This window comes from Chitinophaga sp. CF418 (assembly GCF_900142925.1).
Lineage (GTDB): Bacteria > Bacteroidota > Bacteroidia > Chitinophagales > Chitinophagaceae > Chitinophaga.
In genome coordinates this window covers 168904-188915 of the sequence record NZ_FRCN01000001.1, presented here as the reverse complement: position 1 = coordinate 188915, position 20012 = coordinate 168904, and the positions used below count along the sequence as shown (strand labels likewise).

Genomic DNA, 20012 nt, shown 5'->3' with positions numbered 1-20012 from the left:
ATGATCTTTATCTTCCTCGTCCCGCCAGTTCCTTAATAGCGTCATATTCATAAACGTGTGTCCCGTCAGGCGCTTTCTTAGCTACGTTGAGCATAGCACAGGCAACATTTGCAGCTTTCACAGGACGGTATTTCCGCCATCTTCCCTGCCACAGGAAATAAAATACCATCGCGAGTACTATTCCTAGCCATTCCTTCAACCTGAATATCTTGCGCACACCCAGCAAAATCGAGGGACGGAAAATATGCAGGGAAGGGAATCCCAGTCTTTCCACTGCCTGTTCCACTTCTCCTTTTGTACGCAGATAGAAGTTGCGGGAATGGGGATTAGCGCCGATGGCTGAGATCAGCTGGAACTGCTGCATACCATGCCTGCGGGCCAGTGTGGCGCAGCGCAGCGGTATTTCGAAATCCACTTCACGGAACCGTTCTTTAGAGCCTGCCTGGCGGATAGTAGTGCCTATGCAGCAGAAGAGCACATCGCCCTGTAAGGCCTCAGAAAGGCCTTCCTCATCATTAAAGTCTACCAGGACCACCTCCAGCCCGGGACGCTGTTTGAAGGAGGGACTGCGCAACAGTACCTTCACCTTACTGAAGTGCGGGTCATGCAACAGCAAAGTGACCAGAGTAGTACCTGTGAGCCCGGTAGCGCCTATTACAACAGCAGTTTGAGGCATGGTTTTACTATATTTGTCAGTTGTTGAATGCTGCACAGCAGCTTTATACTAAATTTACGATCATATGCGCATATCCGAAAATGTTTCGCTCAGGTCTTATAATTCGTTTGGCATTGCCAGCCAGGCACGTTTCTTCGCCTCTTTCAGATCGACAGATGAGTTGAAGCAACTGCTGGAAAATCCGCCCTTACCGGAGCTGCCCCATATGATACTTGGAGGTGGTAGTAATATCCTCTTCGTCCACAATTTTTATGAAGGTCTCCTCTTAAAAAATGAAATAAAAGGCATCGAAGTAGTAGGCGAAGATGACGAGTACGTATATGTGAAAGCAGGGGCAGGAGAGGCCTGGCATAGCTTTGTGATGGACTGTATCAAAAATAACCGCGCAGGACTGGAAAACCTGTCGCTGATACCAGGTAACGTAGGCGCCAGTCCCATGCAGAATATCGGCGCATATGGTGTGGAAATAAAGGACTGTTTTCATGAGCTGGAAGCTTATCACATGCAGGACCATGCCACTGTTATCTTCAATAACGCAGATTGTCAGTTCGGATATCGTGAAAGCGTTTTTAAACGTCAGTACAAAGGGCAGTTTGCCATTCTCTCTGTGACCTACCGCTTATCCAAACATCCGAAGTTCAATACCAGCTATGGCGCAATAGAGGAAGAGCTGAAACACATGGACGTACAGGAATTGAGCATAAAGGCTATTAGCCAGGCGGTGATTAATATACGCAGTTCCAAGTTGCCTAATCCGGCGGAAATAGGCAATGCCGGTAGTTTTTTCAAGAACCCGACAGTACCTGCAGAAAAGTATGCAGCACTGAAGGAAGCATTTCCGCATATGGTGGCCTATCCAACCGCCGACGGTGCCTATAAACTGGCTGCAGGGTGGATGATAGAACAGTGTGGGTGGAAAGGTTTCAGAGAAGGAGATGCAGGCGTACACGTCCGTCAGGCCCTGGTGCTGGTTAACTATGGCAATGCCACCGGCGATGAGATCTATCGTTTGTCGCAGCGGGTGCTGGACAGTGTGCAGGAGAAGTTCGGTGTGGAACTGGAAAGAGAAGTGAATATTGTCTGATTATCCGGCAGGACCATATTACAGCCGGCCCGAAAACGCTCAATCGCTTTGGTCAGCTCGCCTGAGGTGGAGCATAGCCCGCTCCGCCTCAGGCGAGCTACGTGTTTGCAGGGATGTATCAAAAATGAGCGAAGGCGCTGAAAGCCGCTTAAACGACTATCTGCCGAATAAAAGAAGCGGCATCATACTTTTGATACAGCTCCTGCATTATTCACGCATCTTGCCTGATATGTGTGCAATGATCTTATCTGCATGATCCCTGGAGTTCTCAATGAACCAGACATGTGTATCCATACCGCCGCATACCACGCCTGCCAGGTATAAGTTGGGCATGTTGGTCTCCATGGTATCAGGATTATAAGTGGGATACTTCTTTGCATCACGGCTCAGGGTGACGCCTGCTTTCTCCAGGAAATTGAAATTAGGCTGATAGCCTGTCAGCGCCAGCACAAAATCATTCTGTATAGTGATCATACCTTCCGGTGTTGATATATCCACTTCGTTCTCCCTGATGGCTTTTACATGGGAGTGGAAATAAGCCTTGATACTGCCTTCTTTGATGCGGTTCTCTATATCCGGTTTTACCCAGTATTTAACCCGTTTCCCGATCCCTTCTTCCCTTATCACCATTGTAACATCGGCGCCTTTCCGGTAGGTCTCCAGCGCTGCATCCACAGAAGAGTTATTAGCCCCGATCACTATCACCTTTTGTGCCGCATAGAAATGAGGGTCTTTGTAGTAGTGATTTACTTTCGCGAGATGTTCTCCCGGTATATGCAGCATGTTGGGTATATCATAAAAGCCGGTGGCAATGATGACATGCCGGGCATGATAGGTCGCTTTATCGGTCGTGACCGTATATACCTCCCCGGTGCATTTAATGTCCTCTACGGGCTCAAATAAGCGCACATTCAGGTGATTGGAGATGGTGACCCTGCGGTAATATTCCAGTGCCTCAGGACGCATTGGTTTGGCGCTGATCGAAACGAAGGGAATACCGCCAATTTCCAGCCTTTCCGAAGTGGAAAAGAAGGTCATGTATAGTGGATAATTGTAGAGGGAGTTGGTAAGACATCCTTTTTCCGCGATAACATAACTTAATCCAGCCTTTTGTGCCGCCAGTCCACATGCAATGCCAATAGGACCAGCCCCTACTATGAGTATATCGTATGTTTCCATAAGAGCTAAAATTACGAATGATCACCCGTAATTGCTAGTCAGGAAGTCCAATAAACGGTACATTGTTATATTACTGCCCTCTATATATCGCTGTTCGCGTTTAATCGTATCTGCATCCTGTACATAGGCTGCCGGAATGAGTTCTTCCATACCGTGTAACACCATCTCTCCGAGCAATTTCGGGGTCACCTCAAAATGATATTGCAGGCCCATTACATTGTGCCCGATCAGGAAGGCCTGGTTGGGTGTAACCGGTGTGGAGGCGAAACATACTGCACCTGCCGGCAGGTCAAAAGTATCGCCATGCCAGTGAAAAACCGTCTGGGCTTCAGGCAGTTCTACCGCCAGGGCAGGAGGCAGCAGGGCGGTGGAGTACATCACCGGGAACCAGCCGATCTCCTGCTGTGTGTTGGGATATACATTAGCCCCCAGTGTGGTGGCAATGAGTTGTGCGCCAAGGCAGATGCCAAGCACTTTTTTACCCGCCTGGATGGCCTGCAGGATACATTGCTTTTCCGTCTTTAACCAGGGGAGTACTGCCTCATCATGTACACTCATCGGTCCTCCCATAATGATCAAAAGATCAACCTCGGTCAGATCCGGCTGGCCTGGATGTTCATACCAATGGGTAAAAGTAACCCTGTGGTGATGGGTAAGGGCCCAGTCCGAAATACACCCCGGACCCTCAAAAGAGACATGCTGGAAAATGTGTATATGCATGATATATAATATTCTGTTACTGTAAAATCATCTGATAAGAAATAAAGTACATCTATAGCTTTTGATATAATCTTTGTAAGGTCGCTACTATAGTGCGTTACCGGAGATAACCCATATATAACCCATATATAAGCCATATATGACCCATATATAACCCATATCTATAAAGGTATGGGTTATATATGGGTTATATGTAGGTCATCTACGGGTTATATATGGGTAACAGTAAAGAAAGGTACGGGATCGCTACGGTACAAAAGACCGTTTGAAAGAAGACAACAGCCTTCACAGCGCAGGTAGTGGGTTCAGTATTGGGTGGATAAGATGATAATGGGCCTATGGCTCAGTGACCCGTGCCATGGCTACACGGTAAAATTCATAACCTTTCATGTCAACGGCTTTATCGCCGTAATACATGTGACGGAAGGAGGAGGTGTCCAGGTTATACATCAGTTCCATGTTGTAGGAGGCCAGAAATTCCTTTATGTTGGCGGGATGGATACCGAAGTTCCAGAATTCGTTATTGCGGCGTAAAAGCCTTGTAACGCTCGTTGCGCCGGTAAATTTTTCCGGCTTGTCAAGCATCTCTTTGTCTACATAGGTAAAAATAATGATTGTGCCGGGGCGGAAGTGCTTAAAGTAGTCAAATATCCTCGGTGCGACCGGCGCTGTCAGGTTGTTGGTTACACCCTCCCAGATAAACATGGTTTTGTAATGCCCCTGCTGAAAGATCTGGGGAATCACATGGTCCAGCTCCTGGGTATTGAAGTCTACCGGCACATAGTTGACCATCGCCTCCTGGCCATTCCTGCGCCGGTGCTGGTCCAGTATATCCCTCTTCTGCGCCTGGAAGTCGGGATGGTCTATCTCGACAAACTGTATACGTTTCTTCATTTTCAGCCGCAGGGCCCTTGAGTCATAGCCGGCGCCGAATACAATGACCTGGTTGATACCTTCATCGTGGATCGTGTTCTCCAGCATCACGTCTACCAGTCTTGTTCTGGCAGAACAGCAGGTGAGCGCTCCTGTCCAGTTCCTGTCTATAAACCAGGCAATGAAGTTGTTGAGGAATGGGATACGGGATAGTTTTTCAACCAGTCTAAAGGAAGATGGAAGGAAAAGCCTTGCAAAAGGATCGTAAAATAAGCGCTTATTTTCTGGACGGTTCGATTCAATGGCACGTAATAAAGCTAAATAGGTCGCAGCCTTACCGGCGGGAACCAGGTTCATAACGTTTACTAGTTTTAGAAATGGACGACATGTAGATTACAAACATGATAGGTTTAGCATTACTAACTTTAACAGATATTGGTCGAAATTTTATACTGCCTAAATGTAGCGAATATTTACTTACTGGAAATGACAGCAGCAATTTTATTGTAAGCCCTGATGTATTTATTTAAGCGGGGAACATCCTTTTCTGATATTTCGGGAATACGCCTGATATCCATATTGTCTGTGAGGTCATTGATCTTCACCGCGCAGGCAAGCCGGTTGGTGATGGTACGTTCAATAAAATGGTCATAGTCTTCATCTTCAGACAGCTTGGTTACACAACGCAGTGCTTCCAGCTGATGGGGCGCCAGTCCTTTGTCAACCAGCTGTTCGAAGGTCCAGGAAGTATCTTCCACTACATCATGCAGTACACCGACGATTTTTTCATCTTCTGTTTTACCCAGCTCCATTACCCTCATCACATGTTTGAGATATGGTGCTCCGTACTTGTCAAGCTGGCCGGCATGGGCTTCAACTGCAATCGATATAGCTGTAGCAAGTGTCATACACTAAAGCTACAAAAAAGAATCAAGTTGAAAACCTGGAGAGAAGATCGCCAGATCAGCAGGAGCTGCGTGTTTGTGGCCCGGGGTGCGACCCCCGGGAGAATTAAAAAGCCCCCGTTCATTTACTGAACGGGGGCTGAATGTATTTTTAAAGCTGGCGCTTACATGAAGTGATATCTTACGAAGGCTTCCATAGCCGCATATTTCTGAAGACCTAACTGGTCGTACAGGTTAGCGGTGTTGGCGTTACGGTCTTCCGCTCTTTCCCAGAACTCACGGAGGTCAGTACCCTGGAAAGGCACCACATCTTTCTGGCTCTGGTGGATGAAGATACCGAGGCGTTTCTGTAATACCTGGTCAGGGCTCATTGGTACAGCCATTTCGATTTCATGGATGTTCCATTCCTGCCATGCACCTTTATACAACCATACCCAGCAGTCTTTCATGAAGTCTTCGTGTTTCAGTCTTTCCAGTGCTGCGAAGATGATGTCCAGACATACCTTGTGCGTACCATGCGGGTCAGCGAGGTCGCCTGCGCAATAGATCTGCTGAGGTTTCAGCTCGCGGAGCAGGTCAACGGTCAGCTGAATATCTTCTTCGCCCATTGGTTTCTTCTCTATCGTACCTGTTTCATAGAAAGGCAGGTTCTGATAGTGAATATTGGTTTCAGGAATGCCTACGTAACGGCAGGTAGCCTTTGCTTCACCACGACGGATCAGGCCTTTGATAGCGCGGATCTCAGGAGTGTCTTTCTGGCTTGGCTTCTTCACGCGGAGGAATGCTTTCGCATCTTCCAGGATCTGGGAGCTCTTGCTACGGTCGATGTCAAACATGCCTTCGAAACCTACAGCAAAGTCGATGAAACGCAGTACGAATTCATCTGTTACAGCAATGTTGCCGGAAGTCTGGTAAGCAACATGTACATCGTGTCCCTGCTCATGCAGACGGATGAAGGTACCTCCCATGGAGATGATATCATCGTCAGGGTGAGGGGAGAAGATCAGTACACGTTTATGCTGAGGCTCTGAACGTTCAGGATGGCTTGGCAGTTGTGCACCTGGTTTACCACCTGGCCAGCCAGTGATGGTGTCGCGGATACCGTTGAACTCTTCGATGTTCAGTTCATAGGCAGAACCATACTGTACGATCAGGTCATTGAGACCGTTTTCGTTGTAGTCCCTGTCTGTGAGCATCAGGATCGGCTTGTTCAGTTTTACTGCCAGGTTGGTTACAGCTTTACGACGGAGTTTTGGCGTCCATTCGCAATCGCCGGTCAGCCATGGTTCTTTGAAACGGGTCAGCTCTTCAGCCGCCTGTTCGTCGATCACAAATTTACAGTCAGGATGCTGTTGCAGTAAGGATGCGGGTACCTGATCGGAGCTATGGCCTTCTACAGCCCTGCGTACGATTTTGGCTTTGTGCGTACCCCATGCCAGCAGTATAATGCGTTTGGCTTTGAAGATAGTGCTGAGACCCATAGTGATGGCCAGACGAGGCACCTGGCTCATATTGGCAAACTCGAATGCGTTAGCCTGTCTGGTAGCGTTATCCAGGGTAACGAGGCGAGTGTGAGAGGTCAGGGTTGAACCGGGCTCGTTGAAACCGATATGTCCGTTTGTACCAATACCCAGGATCTGGAGATCAATACCACCGGCTGCTTCTATGCGGCGCTCGTATTCAGCGGCATACTCTTTTACCTTTTCTTTAGGTAAAGTGCCGTCCGGAACATGACAATTCTCTGCAGGAATATCAATGTGATTGAAAAGCTGCTCTTTCATGAACCTGTTGTAGCTCTGAAGTGCATCAGCTTCAATCGGATAATATTCATCCAGGTTGAATGTGATCACATTTTTAAAGCTAAGCCCTTCTTCTTTATGCAGTCTTACCAGTTCTGCATAAAGGTATTTGGGAGTTGAACCGGTTGCAAGGCCCAGTACAACTGGTTTATTAGAACCCTGCCTTTGTTTAATCAGTGCTGCTATTTCCTGCGCAACTGCTTTGGAACCGTCCTTAGCCGTAGGATGTATATCCACGGCTATTTGTTCGAAACTGTCGATCAGTTCAATTTCCTGATGATTAAGCGTCATGATCTATGTTTTGGATTAGATGCGGTTTAAAAACGAGACGGAAAATTAAAAAAAATCTCTCTATTCACATAGAAGTTTAGGGTTTTGTTTAAGTTATATTCATAAGAATTCGATAAATGTACAGAATACCCTTAACATAATATACATAAATGAGATAAAACCATCAGTGATCCAAACGCGTTAATTATTAAAGAGAAACATCGGAACCTTGCAAAAATAAGGCGGTTATAAGGGGCATGACCGCAGAAAAACCTCAAATTTTCCGCCGGAGCGCTACAAGCAGCCCTGTTGTTACGTACCGGTCCATCAATTTTTAAAATCTACATGTTTATGAAAAAATCCTTTCTATCGATGCTTTGCATCTGTTTCATCCTTGCTGTTAATGTGAGTGTAAATGCAGCAACTCCTGGCCCTGTATGTCACAAATATGTCCGGGAAGAGTGGTCCAAAGCCAAAGATGGCATCTGGAATGGCATAAAAGACAGAAAAAACTACTGGTATAAGTTGGATAAAGAAGCAAAGCTCTGGTGGAGTACTAACGGTAAGAAATGGGCTGCTGTGGAAGATGGTATGTGGGCCGATAAAGATGGCCACTGGTTGAAAATAAGCGATAATAAACTGATGTGGAGCGCTGATAAGGGCGCCACCTGGTCAGAAGTGCCGGAATGGAAATGGGAAGGTCCTAAGGGTGAATGGTATAAATTCGACAAAGACTGGACTGTTTGGGTAACGGGTATGGAAATGTAATAATCTGAGAGTATCAATTTATTTCAAATTGTTTCGAATGCTTAATATTGAACATGTGTTCAGTATTAAGCATTTTTTATTTTAACTTTATCTGCCACCAGCAGAGAACCGCTAGTATTATTAAAGATATCAGAGAGCATATCAACTAATATCAACCAAGTTCGTAAAGTGCAGCCAGATCATGCCACTATACAAATGCTCGCCGGGAGGATTGCAACAGGGGACGAAAATGCATACAGGCAGTTATTCAGGCTTTTTTATAAGCCATTATGCCAGTTTGCCACTTCCATCGTAAGATCCAATGAACAGGCAGAGGAAATAGCTTCAGACGTATTCGTAAACATCTGGAAGAACAGGGAACGGCTTTTACAGGTCGGCAACCTGAAAGTGTACCTCTATGTATCCACCCGTAATACTGCTCTGAACTATCTGAATAAACAACAGTTACAGCATTTCAGCATAGACGAACTGTCTGTGGAACTGACTGTTGCTGACAGTACACCGGAACAACTGATGATATCGGGGGAAATGGCCCGTAAAATGGCGGAAGCGGTCAATAACCTGCCTCCCCGTTGTAAGATCATCTATAAGCTGATCCGCGAAGATGGGTTGAAGTATAAGGAAGTTGCCAGCATCCTGGAAATCTCTGTGAACACGATCGATGTACAGATGGCCATTGCCTGTAAAAAGATCAGTGAATCCCTCCGTTTATATCTGCCCAAACGTTAATGTTTTCTTTTTTTAAATTTTTTTTCAAAAGACTTAGTAGATGTCTTTAAATCCTTTGTCTTATTAAGTGTAAAGCCCATAAAAAGTTTATGAGTCAAGACAGAACCTGGATATTGCTGGGAAGAAAGATATCAGGTGAGGCTACATTAGATGAACTAAGGGAGCTGGAGACATTGCTGAAAGAGGATGCACAACTGAGTTATCAGGCATCCCTGATCAAGGAGCTGGAGCTGAGTACACCTGACATAACGGGGGAAACGGAAACCGCGCTGGAAAAGCATATGCAGCGTATGCAGGAACTGTACCCGGAAGATTTCAAGGTCACTGCAGCGCCTCAGGCCACACTGCCGGAAAGCAGGTCCTGGCTGAGAAAGAACGGTATCCGGGTGCTGGCGGTGGCAGCTTCACTGATGGTGGTGATATTGGGTGGATGGTGGAGCCTGCGTGACCGTAAGGAACCTGACAATAAAGAACTGGTAAGCGAAATATCTACCCGCCATGGGTCCCGTACAATGGTAACATTGCCCGACGGGTCCGTTGTTTTCCTTAATGTAAGCAGTAAGCTGACCTATGATTACGGAAATGACGACAGCAGACAGGTAGTGCTGGAAGGGGAGGCATTTTTTGATGTATTTAAAGACGAACAAAGACCTTTTATTATCCATACGAAAAAAATGGACATTACAGTATTGGGGACAACTTTTAACGTCAGGGCTTATGAAGAGGACAAAACAGTAGAAACCTCATTAATACAGGGGAAAGTAGAGGTAACAATAAAAGGGGAAGTGCCAAAGAAGGTCATTTTATCTCCCAACCAAAAGATAGTGTTATTTAACGAAGAACAACAACCGCGGGTGGTGTCAGTACCCACTCCCGGCAACCCGGATAAGGAATCATACCGGCTGGAAGAAGTGACCGTAAACCCACTTGACAGCCTGGTAGCAGAAACAGCATGGAAGGAGAATTGTCTTGTGTTTAACAATGAACGCTTTGCAGATATAGCGCTCAAGATGGAAAGATGGTACGATGTTCAGATTATTTTTGAAGACAAGCAGGTGGAAGATTACCGCTTTACAGGGACTTTTATTAATGAAACCGTTGACCAGACTTTAGAGGCTCTCCGGTTTACATCTCCATTTCACTACCGCATTGACAAGAAGAGAATCATCATTAAACGATAAACAGTCCAACTGAACTTATGAAGTAAACTATGGGACCATTTGAACTTTAACTATTGAACTATTAAATTTTAACAGCTACAAAAAGTAAGGGGAAATGCGGCAACATTCCCCCTCAACCAAGATCAGCGAGGGACAGGTGTTTCATTTGGAGATGAGACCTGTCCGACATTTTATTGACCTTAAACAATCTAAAAGTATGGAAAAAACCAGACTTAATCTGTTTCTTTTACCTAAACCGAAGTCTTTCCTAAAAGCAATTCTATTGATGAAACTGGCCTTTTTGCTGACGCTCGTGACCTGTATGCAGGTGTCTGCCAGTGTATACTCACAGAAAAGGTTCACCCTTAACCTGGAAGATGTGAAGCTGGCTAAATTGCTTAAAATCATTGAAAAGCAAAGCGATTACCGTTTTGTGTACAGCAATGATGCCATTGCTGCTGATACGAAGGTGACGGTATCTGTAACAGATAAGACTGTAGAGCAGGTATTAGACAAGGCTTTAAGCAGCACCGGGCTTACGTTTCGCGTAATGTCCGACAAGCTGGTAGGCATTGCTCCCAGGAGTGAAGTAATAGCAGATATCAGTATCAAAGGCCGCGTAACAGATGCTGCCGGCACTCCGCTGGTGGGCGTAAGCGTACGCGTGGCAAAAGGTAATAAAGGTACTGTTACCAATATGAAAGGTGAGTTCGAGATCGAAGCGCCATCTACTGCTTCACTCGTATTCAGTTATATCGGTCATATTGACCAGGAAGTAGCCATTAACGGCCGTTCTGCCCTGAATGTGGTATTGCAGGTGGATACAAAGGGGCTGAATGAAGTGGTGGTAATTGCTTATGGTACTGCCAACCGTAAAACCTTTACCGGCTCTCTGACACAGATCGATTCAAAATCACTGCAGACACGTCCTGTAACAAACGTGTTCAATGCACTGGAAGGTGCTGCTGCCGGTATACAGGTAAACTCCGGTAGTGGTCAGCCGGGTGATGGTCCTTCTATCCGCATCCGTGGTGTAGGGTCCATCAACGCATCCAGTGAACCGCTGTATGTAGTAGATGGTGTGCCTTTCACCGGTAATATTTCCAGTATCAATACAGACGACATCGAGAGCATGTCCCTGTTAAAAGACGCTTCTTCTTCCGCCCTATACGGTGCCCGCGCTGCCAATGGGGTAGTGATCATCACTACCAAAAAAGGTCAACGCAACGGTAACCACATTCAGTTCAAAGCCATGCAGGGTGTTACTTCCCGTGCTATTCCCGAATATGACCGTGTCAATGCTTACGAGTATTATCCGCTGATGTGGGAATCTTACAGGAATAGTTTAATATCCCCTACCGTGACGCTGGAGCAGGCCAGCCAGACTGCTACCGATAACATCAAATCCCGCTTGGGTTACAATCCATTTAATGTTGCCAACAATGAGATCGTACGTACCGATGGTACTATAAATCCTAACGCCAAACTGTTGTATGAAGATGACCTGGACTGGACAAAAGCCATTCAGCGTACAGGCAGCCGTGGTGATTATGGTATTAGCTTCAACGGTGGATCAGATAAGAGTGATTACTTCATCTCCCTGGGATATGTGAAGGAAAAAGGGTTTGTGATGAAATCTGATTTTGAAAGGATCACTGGTCGTGTAAATGTGAATACTGCTCCGCTGAAATGGTTTAAGACCGGTATTAATGTGAACGGATCTTATGTGAAATCGAACCAGGGTAATACTATTGATAACAGCTCAGCCTATATAAACCCGTTCAACTTCACAAGAGGTATGGGTCCTATTTATCCCATTCATGTACATGATGCTACTACCGGAGCTTACGTGTTAGACCAGTATGGTAACCAGCTCTATGACCGCGGCGATGGCTCCCAGGGCGGGCAGGCCGCAAGACCTGCAGGCGCCAATACGGGCCGTCACGTGATCATGGAGACAGAACTGAATGATAACAGCTTCAAGCGTAATACCTTGTCTGCACGGACATTCGGGGAGGTATCTTTCCTGCGTGATTTCAAATTCACTACGAACATCAGTGCAGATGTTACCAATGACCTGGTAGCTACTTTTGATAATACCAGCATCGGTGATGGTGCTCCTGCAGGCCGTGCGAGCCGCACTAACCGCGTGAGGACAGGCTTTACCTTCAACCAGTTGCTCAACTACAGTCATGCGTTTGGCTTACATCATGTAGAGGTACTGGCAGGTCATGAGAACTATGACATGACCTACAACTATTTCTACGGTTCCAGACAGCAGATTATCCTGGACAATAGCAACTCCGAACTGGGTAATTTTACTACTACGAACAGCCTGACATCACGTACTGATAAATACCGCACTGAAGGTTTCTTCTCCCGTGCAAATTATAGCTACAATGAGAAGTATTTCGCTTCAGCTTCCTATCGCCGTGACGGTACAAGCCGTTTCTCCCCGGATCTGCGCTGGGGTAATTTCTGGTCTATAGGTGGTGCATGGAAGATCAACAGTGAGGATTTCATGAAAGATGTCAGCTGGATAGACCTGCTGAAAGTACGTTCCTCCTATGGCTCCGTGGGTAATGACGCATTACTGAACGCAAATGGAGATCCCATTTATTATGCATGGCAGGCGCTGTATGAGCCTTATGCAAATGCTGACGAACCGGGTATGTTGCAAAACTCACTTGCCAGTAACCTGGTGTGGGAGCAGAACAAGGCTTTTGATATCGGTGTTGACTTCAGCTTTTTGCATGAACGCGTAAGCGGTAGCATCGAATACTTCCACCGTCAGTCAGACAACCTCCTTTTCCGCGTGCCATTGCCACTTTCCAGCGGTCTGAAAGAGCAGAACGCGAATGTGGGGTCTATGTGGAATAAAGGTTTCGAATTCCAGGTAAGTGTTGATGTGATCCGTAATAAGGAATTCAAGTGGAATGTAAACCTGAATGCTACTACTTACAAGAACAAGGTGACCAAACTGCCTAAGGAAGAGATCATCAATGGTACCAAGAAACTGATGGTAGGTCATTCACAGTATGATTTCTGGGTAAGAGAGTTTATGGGTGCAGATGAAACAGATGGTTCTCCACTATACAGGGCACAGAACACTGCTCCGACTGCTAACAATACTACCCGTATCACGAAGAGCGGCGATACTGTAACTACATTATTATCCAATGCCCGTTACCATTATTCAGGCAGTGCAATACCTGATGTATATGGTGGTATCACCAATACATTTAACTACAAGAACTTCGAATTGTCTATCCTGGTAAGTTACCAGATAGGTGGTAAAGTATATGATCAGACATATCAGAACCTGATGCTTGGCGGCGTATATGGAACTGCATTACATAAAGATGCGCTGCAACGCTGGCAGAAGGCCGGAGATGTGACAAACGTTCCTAAAATGAACTTCGCTAATCCAACCAACCTTGCTTCCGGTACATCTGACCGCTGGCTAACAGATGCGTCTTTTGTGAACCTGAGAAGAGTGAGCCTGGGATATAGTCTGCCTAAAGCATATACTTCTTTATTACACCTGTCAAGTGCCAGCATTTTTGCTAGTGGGGAGAACCTTTTCATGAAAACCGCACGTAAAGGTATGAACGTGACACAGGCTTTCACTGGCGTTACTTCAAACGTATATGTGCCAGCCCGTGTAGTAACCCTCGGCATCAATGTTACACTCTAAAAACAAAAGAAATGACGAAGAAATCATTATATATACTCATAGCAATACCTGTTTTAATTTTCAGCTCCTGTAAGAAGGATTACCTGGATACTAACCCGACAGATGCCTATCCATCAGAGTCTGTATTTACAACTGTAGACAATGCATGGTCTGCCATCAATGGTATTCACCGTTCACTGTACATCCAATATGATTATCAGGACCAGGGTGGTCAGGGTAGCATTATGATCAATACTGATATGCTGGGGGATGATCTGGTCATGACGGCAGCTGGTAATACCTGGTTTAATGCAAATTATCAATGGCTGACACACCGTAACGTTTCAGCTACTTTTTTGAAATTCACTTACCTGTTTTATTACAAGATCATTGCTAATGCAAATATGATCATTGATAACATTGATAAGGCGACAGGTGATGACGGAGATAGGAAAGTGATCAAAGGACAGGCGCAGGCATACCGTGCCTGGGCTTACTGGAACCTCGTGCAGATGTATGGTAAACGTTATGATGCAACAGCTGACAACTCACAGAACGGGGTGCCTTTAGTGCTGACCAGCACAACCGCAGGTTTGCCAAGAGCGACTGTGGCGCAGGTATATGCACAGATTGTAAAGGATATAGATGATGCCATTGTAAACCTGGAAGGATTTACATCCAAACCGAAATCGCATATCAGCATCAATGTAGCAAAAGGCATTAAAGCGCGTATTGCACTGACTATGCAGAACTGGGCAGATGCAGCGAAATATGCGGCAGAGGCAAGAGCAGGTGTGGTGCTGATGAGCAATGCTGACTACCTGACTGGGTTCAACGATTTCAGTAATAAAGAGTGGATATGGGGCAGTCACCAGATCTCTGAGCAGACCACTTATTTTTACTCCTTCTTTGCCTTCATGTCTGCAAATTACAACTCTACCAACATCAGGACCAATCCTAAAGCGATCAATTCCGTACTGTATGGGAAGATCACCGATACGGACGTACGCAAGCAAATATGGAGCGTTGACGGGAAAAATGTTCCCGTACCTCCAAATGGCGCGAAGTATCCTTACATCAGTAAGAAATTCCTCGTTGCTACTGCAGCCAGCATCGGCGACGTTCCTTTGATGCGTGCAGCTGAAATGTACCTGATAGAAGCTGAAGCAAATGCGCATCTGCACCAGGATGCTGCGGCAGCGGATGCACTGTATACACTGGCGGTGAACCGCGATCCGCAGTATACCAAAAGCACTGCTACCGGTGATGCGTTATTGCAGGAAATTCTGACACAGCGCCGCGTAGAACTGTGGGGGGAAGGCTTCCGTTTTTATGATCTGAAACGCCTGCACCTGCCACTGAACAGAACTGGTGCCAACCATACTACAGCGCTGACCGCTGGCGTGATGGAAGTTCCTATTGATGATATCCGTTGGGAGTTCCTGTTCCCGCAGGATGAGATCAATGCTAACAAGGCCATTCAGCAGAACCCGATATGATGAATCAGCAAATCTAAACCGATAAAAAAAGGGCGTTCGCTTTAGCGGACGCCCTTTTTACTATGAATAAGCTTTGTTACGGTTTAAATACCTGCCGCCTCTTTTGCTTGTGCCAGTATCTTCTTTACTTCACTTACCTGTGTTTTGGAAATGCCATATTCAGGTACGCCCGGAATGCCACCCATGCTCACATTGGGGTTGCGGTATTGCATACCGCTTTCCTCATACGCTTTGGCGGTAGTATGAAATTCGGCAGCGCCGGTCTCTTTTACCAGTTCCGCAATGTTATGCGCGCGTACACCGGAACCTACCATAATAGCAATACGTCCTGCAGCTTTTTCCACCAGTGTTTTCAGTAAAGGGATACCTTCCGTGGCGGTATTCCGCTGGCCGGAGGTCAGGATGCGTTCACAGCCGGTTTCAATGATATCTTCCAGTGCCTGCAGTGGGTCGTCCGTCATATCAAAGGCACGGTGGAAGGTAACACCCATGGGCCAGGCCAGTTTCACCAGCTCTTTTGTACGGGCTATGTCCACTTTACCATCTGCTGTTAACAGGCCGATCACCACGCCATTACATCCCAGTGTCTTACACAGTTTGATGTCTTTCTGCATGATGGCAAATTCCAGATCATCATACAAAAAATCACCACCACGGGGGCGGATGATAGGGTAGAGGTCTATATTCACCTTTTCACGCGCTACGGCAATGGTAGCGTAGCTGGGAGTGGTACCGCCTTCCAGCAGGTTATCGCATAATTCTATCCGCTGTGCGCCTCCTTCTTCTGCAGCGATGCAGGAAGCTACGGAAGCAGCACAGATTTCAAGTGTGATCTTCTTGTCCATTCTTTCTTTTAGAAATAATGCTTACCGTCTATCAGGATATTGTTGTCCTTTTCAGACTTTACTGCATAGTTAAATCCTTTCTGCAGGCAGTATGCGCCATGCTCACCTTTTTTATTGATGGCAAGGAAACCTACCTGTAAGCCCTTGGCTCTTTCTTTATTCTTCTTTACGATACGTGTTACAGCTTCCTTACAAGCTGCTTCCGGGGAATAGCCCTGGCGCATGAGTTCTACCACCAGGAAGCTGCCTACTACGCGGATCACTTCTTCACCTACGCCGGTAGAAGTGGCAGCGCCTACTTCATTGTCTACATACAGACCGGCGCCGATGATAGGGGAGTCGCCTACACGGCCATGCAGTTTAAAGGCCATACCACTGGTGGTGCAGGCGCCGGAGAGGTTGCCGTTGGCATCCATGGCGATCATACCGATGGTATCATGGTTATATACGTTTCCCGGCAGTTTAAGCGGGTTAAAAGCCGATTCCTTCTCGGGACCATAGGAAGTATTCTCTATGTTCATAATAGGCTTGTATTCGGACTTTTTCAGCCATTCACGCCATGCCTTCTCTGATTCAGGTGTAAGCAGGTTCTCTTTTTTAAATCCGTTGGCCAGTGCAAACTGTAATGCGCCATCGCCTACGAGCATCACGTGTGGTGTTTTTTCCATCACGGCGCGTGCTACGGAAATGGCGTGTACAATGTGTTCCATGGCGGCTACGGATCCACAGTTACCCAGTTCATCCATAATACAGGCATCCAGGGTTACACGGCCGTCACGGTCGGGATATCCGCTGTATCCTACGGTATGGTTGTTAGGGTCTGCTTCTGGTATTTTTACACCGGCTTCCACTGCATCGAGTGCACGGCCGCCTGTTTTCAGTACTTCCCAGGCAGCTTCATTGGCCGCACGGCCAAAGTCCCAGGTGGATAATACAATTGGTTTAGCCTTTGTTCCTTTCACAAAAGGGGCTGCGTGTGCCGGTTTAGATGTAATACCATCCAAAGATAAAGCAGCGGCACTTAGTGCCGCTGCTTTCAGAAAATGTCTGCGATCTTGCATAATGCTTTATTTATGATACCGGATGCCCGGCTGAAAGTTTAATCTTTCATTTCCCAAGCCAGTGCGCTGGCGCCTAATATCGCTGCATCACTTTCTTTCAGCTCGGAGAATACCAGCTTAACTTTGTTCTGGAAGATAGGCAGCAGGTTTTTCTCCATATGCTCGCGTACAGGTTTCATGATCATGTCGCCTGCCTTTGTCAGACCACCGAAGAGAACGATGGCTTCAGGGCTGGAGAACATCACGAAGTTAGCTAAAGCTTCACCAAGTATTTTACCGGTGAACTGGTATACTTCCACAGCCAGCGGGTCGCCCTTCATAGCTGCTTCATATATGAGCTTGGAATTGATCTCTTCTTTTGAATGATCGCGCAGGATGCTTTGGGTCTCCGGGCGGTTAGCCAGGAATTCCAGTGCTGTATTGGTTACACCGGTAGCGGAAGCATATGCTTCCAGGGAACCGTGTGCACCGGTACCGGGGTGAAATCTGCCGCCTGGTATTACGATACAGTGACCCAGCTCGCCGGCAAAGCCGTCATGACCATATATCAGCTGACCGTTGGCAACGATACCGCTACCTACGCCTGTACCCAGGGTAATAACGATAAAGTCCCTCATACTTCTGGCCGCGCCGTACTGGAATTCGCCCAGTGCAGCAGCGTTAGCGTCGTTGGTGAGGATAGCCGGTACGCCGAACTTCTCACCCAGCAGTTTAGCCAAAGGAACTACGCCTTTCCAGCGAAGGTTAGGAGCATACTCGATGTTTCCTGTATAAAAGTTACCGTTTGGTGCACCTACACCAATACCTCTGATATTTTCGATACCACCAACCTGTGCTATCAGTACGGAGAGATGTTCATGCAGCTCATCCAGGAAGCCATGAACGTCCTCGTGTTGGTTTGTAAGCATACGACCATCACACAGAATATTACCTCTGCGATCTACTATGCCAAACTTTGTATTGGTTCCGCCAATATCAATGCCCACCGCTAATTGCTGACTCATAATCTATTCCCTGTGATTTTAATATGTTTTTAACTCTGAATGCAAAGAAAGCCAGGTATGCGAAGCATATCACCGGTATAATGTAAGAATAATGAATACCTATGGAAGGAATGTCTGCCAGACCACCCTGTACCGGAGGGATCAGGGATCCGCCCAGGATCATCAGGATCAGGAAAGATGAACCCTGGCTGGTATATTTACCCAGGCCTGCGATAGATAGTGCGAAGATGCAGGACCACATTACAGAACAGAACAGGCCACCGCTGATGAAGGCGAAAATAGCTATTGAACCGGTAGTGCACAAGCCGATGATCATCGCAAGGATACCGAGCAGGGCAAATATCATCAGCGTTTTAGCTGGTTTTTCCTGTCCTGCGAAGAAACCGATGATCTGTACTACCAGTACACCGGCATAAGGATATAATACGCTCACGTCTGTACCTTTCAGGTGATTGGCGCCGAGCACCACACCATAAGCGATGAAAGGAACAATTACGGAAAGTATTTTACGGGAACGGTCAGAAAGGTTGAATACAGTAATAGCACCTGTCCAGCGGCCCACCATCATGCTACCCCAGAAGAGGGATACGTAAGGGTCTATCTGTGATTCATTCAGGCCTTCCAGCGTGAAGAAACCAGGATGTTTCAGCAGGGCGCCCATGTTGCTGGCGATGGTTACTTCCACGCCTACATACACAAAGATGGCGATCATACCGAGGATCAGTTGCGGATATTTCATAGCACCCCAGCCATTGCCGTCTTTCTGTGCAGAGCGTCTTGCATTGAACAGGATACCGAAGATGCCGATGATACCTACCAGGAAGAACGGAAGTCCCACCTCAGCGGTTGCTGAGAAGCCGATGTTAGTTTTAATGGCATTCAGTATAATACCAACAAGGATCAGGATGAACATAGCAGTGATACCGCTTAATGAACGACTGGCCCTGGCTGATTGTTCAAATGGTTCGTCAGAAGTTTCTTTAGGCATTTTGGAGAACCAGAAGATAACTGCGGCAACCAGGAACAATATGATCAGCAGGATGTAGAGTGTATTGATCTTGCTGATGTCCGTATCTGCAGAAGCAGCAGCATCCTTGGCAGAGCCAAACAGCAGGATACTTACAACTAATGGTCCGATGGTAGTACCAAAGGAGTTCACACCTCCCGCCAGGTTCAGACGGTGGGTACCTTTAGCCGGATCTCCCAGTAAGATGGCGAAGGGATTAGCTGCGGTCTGCTGCAGAGAGAAGCCCAAAGCAACAATAAAGAACGCACCGAGAATAAGATAGAAGGCCATAGTGGCATCGGCCATTTTATTGCCGATATTCACTGCAGCGATCAACGCTACTGCACCTACTACGGAAATAAGAAGGCCATAAATAATCCCTTTCTGGTAGCCGATCTTGTTTAAAATATCTACGCCCCGCAATGCTGAAAAGAGGTACAGCAGTAACGAGCCGATAAAGTAAGCGCCGTAGAACGAGAAATCTATCAATTGTGATTCCAGTTGTCCCAGATGAAAGTGGGCCTTACAGAAGGGAATGAAGATGCTGTTCGATGCAGCAACAAATCCCCAGAAAAAAAATACAAGTATCAGTACAAAGAAAGATGGATGTGTACTTTGCTTTGTTTGTTGAGCCATAAACGTGTTAAATTACTGTAATTTTTGCGCGATAAATGTATAAATTATTTTTCGAGAATTCCTAAATTTTCAAAATAAATGTGCCTATTTTCCTGAGGCAAAAACGTTTTAGCTAATATGTT

16 protein-coding genes are annotated in these 20012 nt (G+C 46.5%); 6 read left to right on the top strand and 10 right to left on the bottom strand.

Going from position 1 to position 20012, the window contains the following annotated elements; all coding sequences use genetic code 11:
• Window positions 1-7: 7 nt before the first annotated feature.
• On the bottom strand, window positions 8-676 hold the full coding sequence (locus tag F3I09_RS00825; protein WP_149693146.1) for an NAD(P)H-binding protein: 669 nt from the start codon (window positions 674-676) through the stop codon (window positions 8-10).
• A gap of 64 nt (window positions 677-740) precedes the next feature.
• Between F3I09_RS00825 and murB the strand changes: the two genes are divergently transcribed.
• A complete protein-coding gene (gene murB, locus F3I09_RS00820) occupies window positions 741-1760 on the top strand; it encodes a UDP-N-acetylmuramate dehydrogenase (protein ID WP_149693145.1) in 1020 nt (339 codons plus the stop codon).
• A 207-nt stretch (window positions 1761-1967) separates the two neighbouring features.
• Here murB and F3I09_RS00815 read toward each other — a convergent pair whose 3' ends face one another.
• From F3I09_RS00815 to nagB, 5 genes are all read right to left on the bottom strand, one after another.
• Window positions 1968-2939, bottom strand: coding sequence for a YpdA family putative bacillithiol disulfide reductase (locus F3I09_RS00815; RefSeq protein ID WP_149693144.1), 972 nt, complete (start codon window positions 2937-2939; stop codon window positions 1968-1970).
• 21 nt (window positions 2940-2960) lie between these two features.
• A complete protein-coding gene (locus tag F3I09_RS00810) occupies window positions 2961-3659 on the bottom strand; it encodes a type 1 glutamine amidotransferase (RefSeq protein ID WP_149693143.1) in 699 nt (232 codons plus the stop codon).
• Between the two features lie 336 nt (window positions 3660-3995).
• Window positions 3996-4889 carry an SAM-dependent methyltransferase gene (locus F3I09_RS00805; RefSeq protein WP_149693142.1) on the bottom strand — a complete coding sequence of 298 codons (894 nt, stop codon included), beginning with the start codon at window positions 4887-4889 and terminating at the stop codon, window positions 3996-3998.
• A gap of 116 nt (window positions 4890-5005) precedes the next feature.
• The gene (locus F3I09_RS00800) at window positions 5006-5440 is read right to left on the bottom strand and encodes a phosphohydrolase (protein ID WP_149693141.1); all 435 of its coding nucleotides are present in this window, start codon (window positions 5438-5440) and stop codon (window positions 5006-5008) included.
• A gap of 161 nt (window positions 5441-5601) precedes the next feature.
• Complete coding sequence (gene nagB / locus F3I09_RS00795; RefSeq protein WP_149693140.1) at window positions 5602-7527, bottom strand: glucosamine-6-phosphate deaminase; 1926 nt, start codon at window positions 7525-7527, stop codon at window positions 5602-5604.
• Between the two features lie 330 nt (window positions 7528-7857).
• On the opposite strand from nagB, the gene F3I09_RS00790 reads away from it, so the two are divergent.
• From F3I09_RS00790 to F3I09_RS00770, 5 genes are all read left to right on the top strand, one after another.
• Window positions 7858-8274 (top strand): hypothetical protein, encoded by a 417-nt coding sequence (locus F3I09_RS00790; protein ID WP_149693139.1) that lies wholly within the window; start codon window positions 7858-7860, stop codon window positions 8272-8274.
• Between the two features lie 168 nt (window positions 8275-8442).
• Window positions 8443-9003, top strand: coding sequence for an RNA polymerase sigma-70 factor (locus F3I09_RS00785; RefSeq protein WP_223233095.1), 561 nt, complete (start codon window positions 8443-8445; stop codon window positions 9001-9003).
• A gap of 89 nt (window positions 9004-9092) precedes the next feature.
• Window positions 9093-10184, top strand: coding sequence for a FecR family protein (locus F3I09_RS00780; RefSeq protein WP_149693137.1), 1092 nt, complete (start codon window positions 9093-9095; stop codon window positions 10182-10184).
• 265 nt (window positions 10185-10449) lie between these two features.
• On the top strand, window positions 10450-13860 hold the full coding sequence (locus F3I09_RS00775; protein ID WP_223233094.1) for a SusC/RagA family TonB-linked outer membrane protein: 3411 nt from the start codon (window positions 10450-10452) through the stop codon (window positions 13858-13860).
• Between the two features lie 11 nt (window positions 13861-13871).
• Window positions 13872-15338, top strand: a complete 1467-nt coding sequence (locus F3I09_RS00770; RefSeq protein ID WP_149693135.1) for a RagB/SusD family nutrient uptake outer membrane protein — start codon at window positions 13872-13874, stop codon at window positions 15336-15338.
• Between the two features lie 83 nt (window positions 15339-15421).
• Here the strand turns inward: F3I09_RS00770 and F3I09_RS00765 are convergent, their stop codons facing one another.
• Genes F3I09_RS00765 through F3I09_RS00750 form a run of 4 tightly spaced genes read right to left on the bottom strand, consistent with a single transcriptional unit; the run spans window position 15422 to window position 19890 of the window.
• Window positions 15422-16183, bottom strand: a complete 762-nt coding sequence (locus F3I09_RS00765) for a copper homeostasis protein CutC (RefSeq protein ID WP_149693134.1) — start codon at window positions 16181-16183, stop codon at window positions 15422-15424.
• Between the two features lie 8 nt (window positions 16184-16191).
• Entirely contained in the window at window positions 16192-17244 is a 1053-nt protein-coding gene (locus tag F3I09_RS00760; protein ID WP_149693133.1) for a N(4)-(beta-N-acetylglucosaminyl)-L-asparaginase, read from the bottom strand.
• 38 nt (window positions 17245-17282) lie between these two features.
• Complete coding sequence (locus F3I09_RS00755) at window positions 17283-18248, bottom strand: ROK family protein (RefSeq protein WP_149693132.1); 966 nt, start codon at window positions 18246-18248, stop codon at window positions 17283-17285.
• Window positions 18220-19890 (bottom strand): sugar MFS transporter, encoded by a 1671-nt coding sequence (locus F3I09_RS00750; protein ID WP_149693131.1) that lies wholly within the window; start codon window positions 19888-19890, stop codon window positions 18220-18222. The genes F3I09_RS00755 and F3I09_RS00750 overlap by 29 nt, the downstream gene beginning before the upstream one ends.
• Between the last annotated feature and the right edge of the window lie 122 nt (window positions 19891-20012).

Excerpts from the sequence above, each read along its gene's own strand:
- F3I09_RS00755 (WP_149693132.1), bottom strand. The coding sequence starts at position 18,248 with ATGAGTCAGCAATTAGCGGTGGGCATTGATATTGGCGGAACCAATACA.
- F3I09_RS00760 (WP_149693133.1), bottom strand. The coding sequence starts at position 17,244 with ATGCAAGATCGCAGACATTTTCTGAAAGCAGCGGCACTAAGTGCCGCT.
- F3I09_RS00780 (WP_149693137.1), top strand. The coding sequence starts at position 9,093 with ATGAGTCAAGACAGAACCTGGATATTGCTGGGAAGAAAGATATCAGGT.
- F3I09_RS00805 (WP_149693142.1), bottom strand. The coding sequence starts at position 4,889 with ATGAACCTGGTTCCCGCCGGTAAGGCTGCGACCTATTTAGCTTTATTA.
- F3I09_RS00770 (WP_149693135.1), top strand. The coding sequence starts at position 13,872 with ATGACGAAGAAATCATTATATATACTCATAGCAATACCTGTTTTAATT.
- nagB (WP_149693140.1), bottom strand. The coding sequence starts at position 7,527 with ATGACGCTTAATCATCAGGAAATTGAACTGATCGACAGTTTCGAACAA.
- F3I09_RS00775 (WP_223233094.1), top strand. The coding sequence starts at position 10,450 with ATGAAACTGGCCTTTTTGCTGACGCTCGTGACCTGTATGCAGGTGTCT.
- F3I09_RS00800 (WP_149693141.1), bottom strand. The coding sequence starts at position 5,440 with ATGACACTTGCTACAGCTATATCGATTGCAGTTGAAGCCCATGCCGGC.
- F3I09_RS00810 (WP_149693143.1), bottom strand. The coding sequence starts at position 3,659 with ATGCATATACACATTTTCCAGCATGTCTCTTTTGAGGGTCCGGGGTGT.
- F3I09_RS00825 (WP_149693146.1), bottom strand. The coding sequence starts at position 676 with ATGCCTCAAACTGCTGTTGTAATAGGCGCTACCGGGCTCACAGGTACT.
- F3I09_RS00765 (WP_149693134.1), bottom strand. The coding sequence starts at position 16,183 with ATGGACAAGAAGATCACACTTGAAATCTGTGCTGCTTCCGTAGCTTCC.
- murB (WP_149693145.1), top strand. The coding sequence starts at position 741 with ATGCGCATATCCGAAAATGTTTCGCTCAGGTCTTATAATTCGTTTGGC.
- F3I09_RS00815 (WP_149693144.1), bottom strand. The coding sequence starts at position 2,939 with ATGGAAACATACGATATACTCATAGTAGGGGCTGGTCCTATTGGCATT.
- F3I09_RS00790 (WP_149693139.1), top strand. The coding sequence starts at position 7,858 with ATGAAAAAATCCTTTCTATCGATGCTTTGCATCTGTTTCATCCTTGCT.
- F3I09_RS00750 (WP_149693131.1), bottom strand. The coding sequence starts at position 19,890 with ATGGCTCAACAAACAAAGCAAAGTACACATCCATCTTTCTTTGTACTG.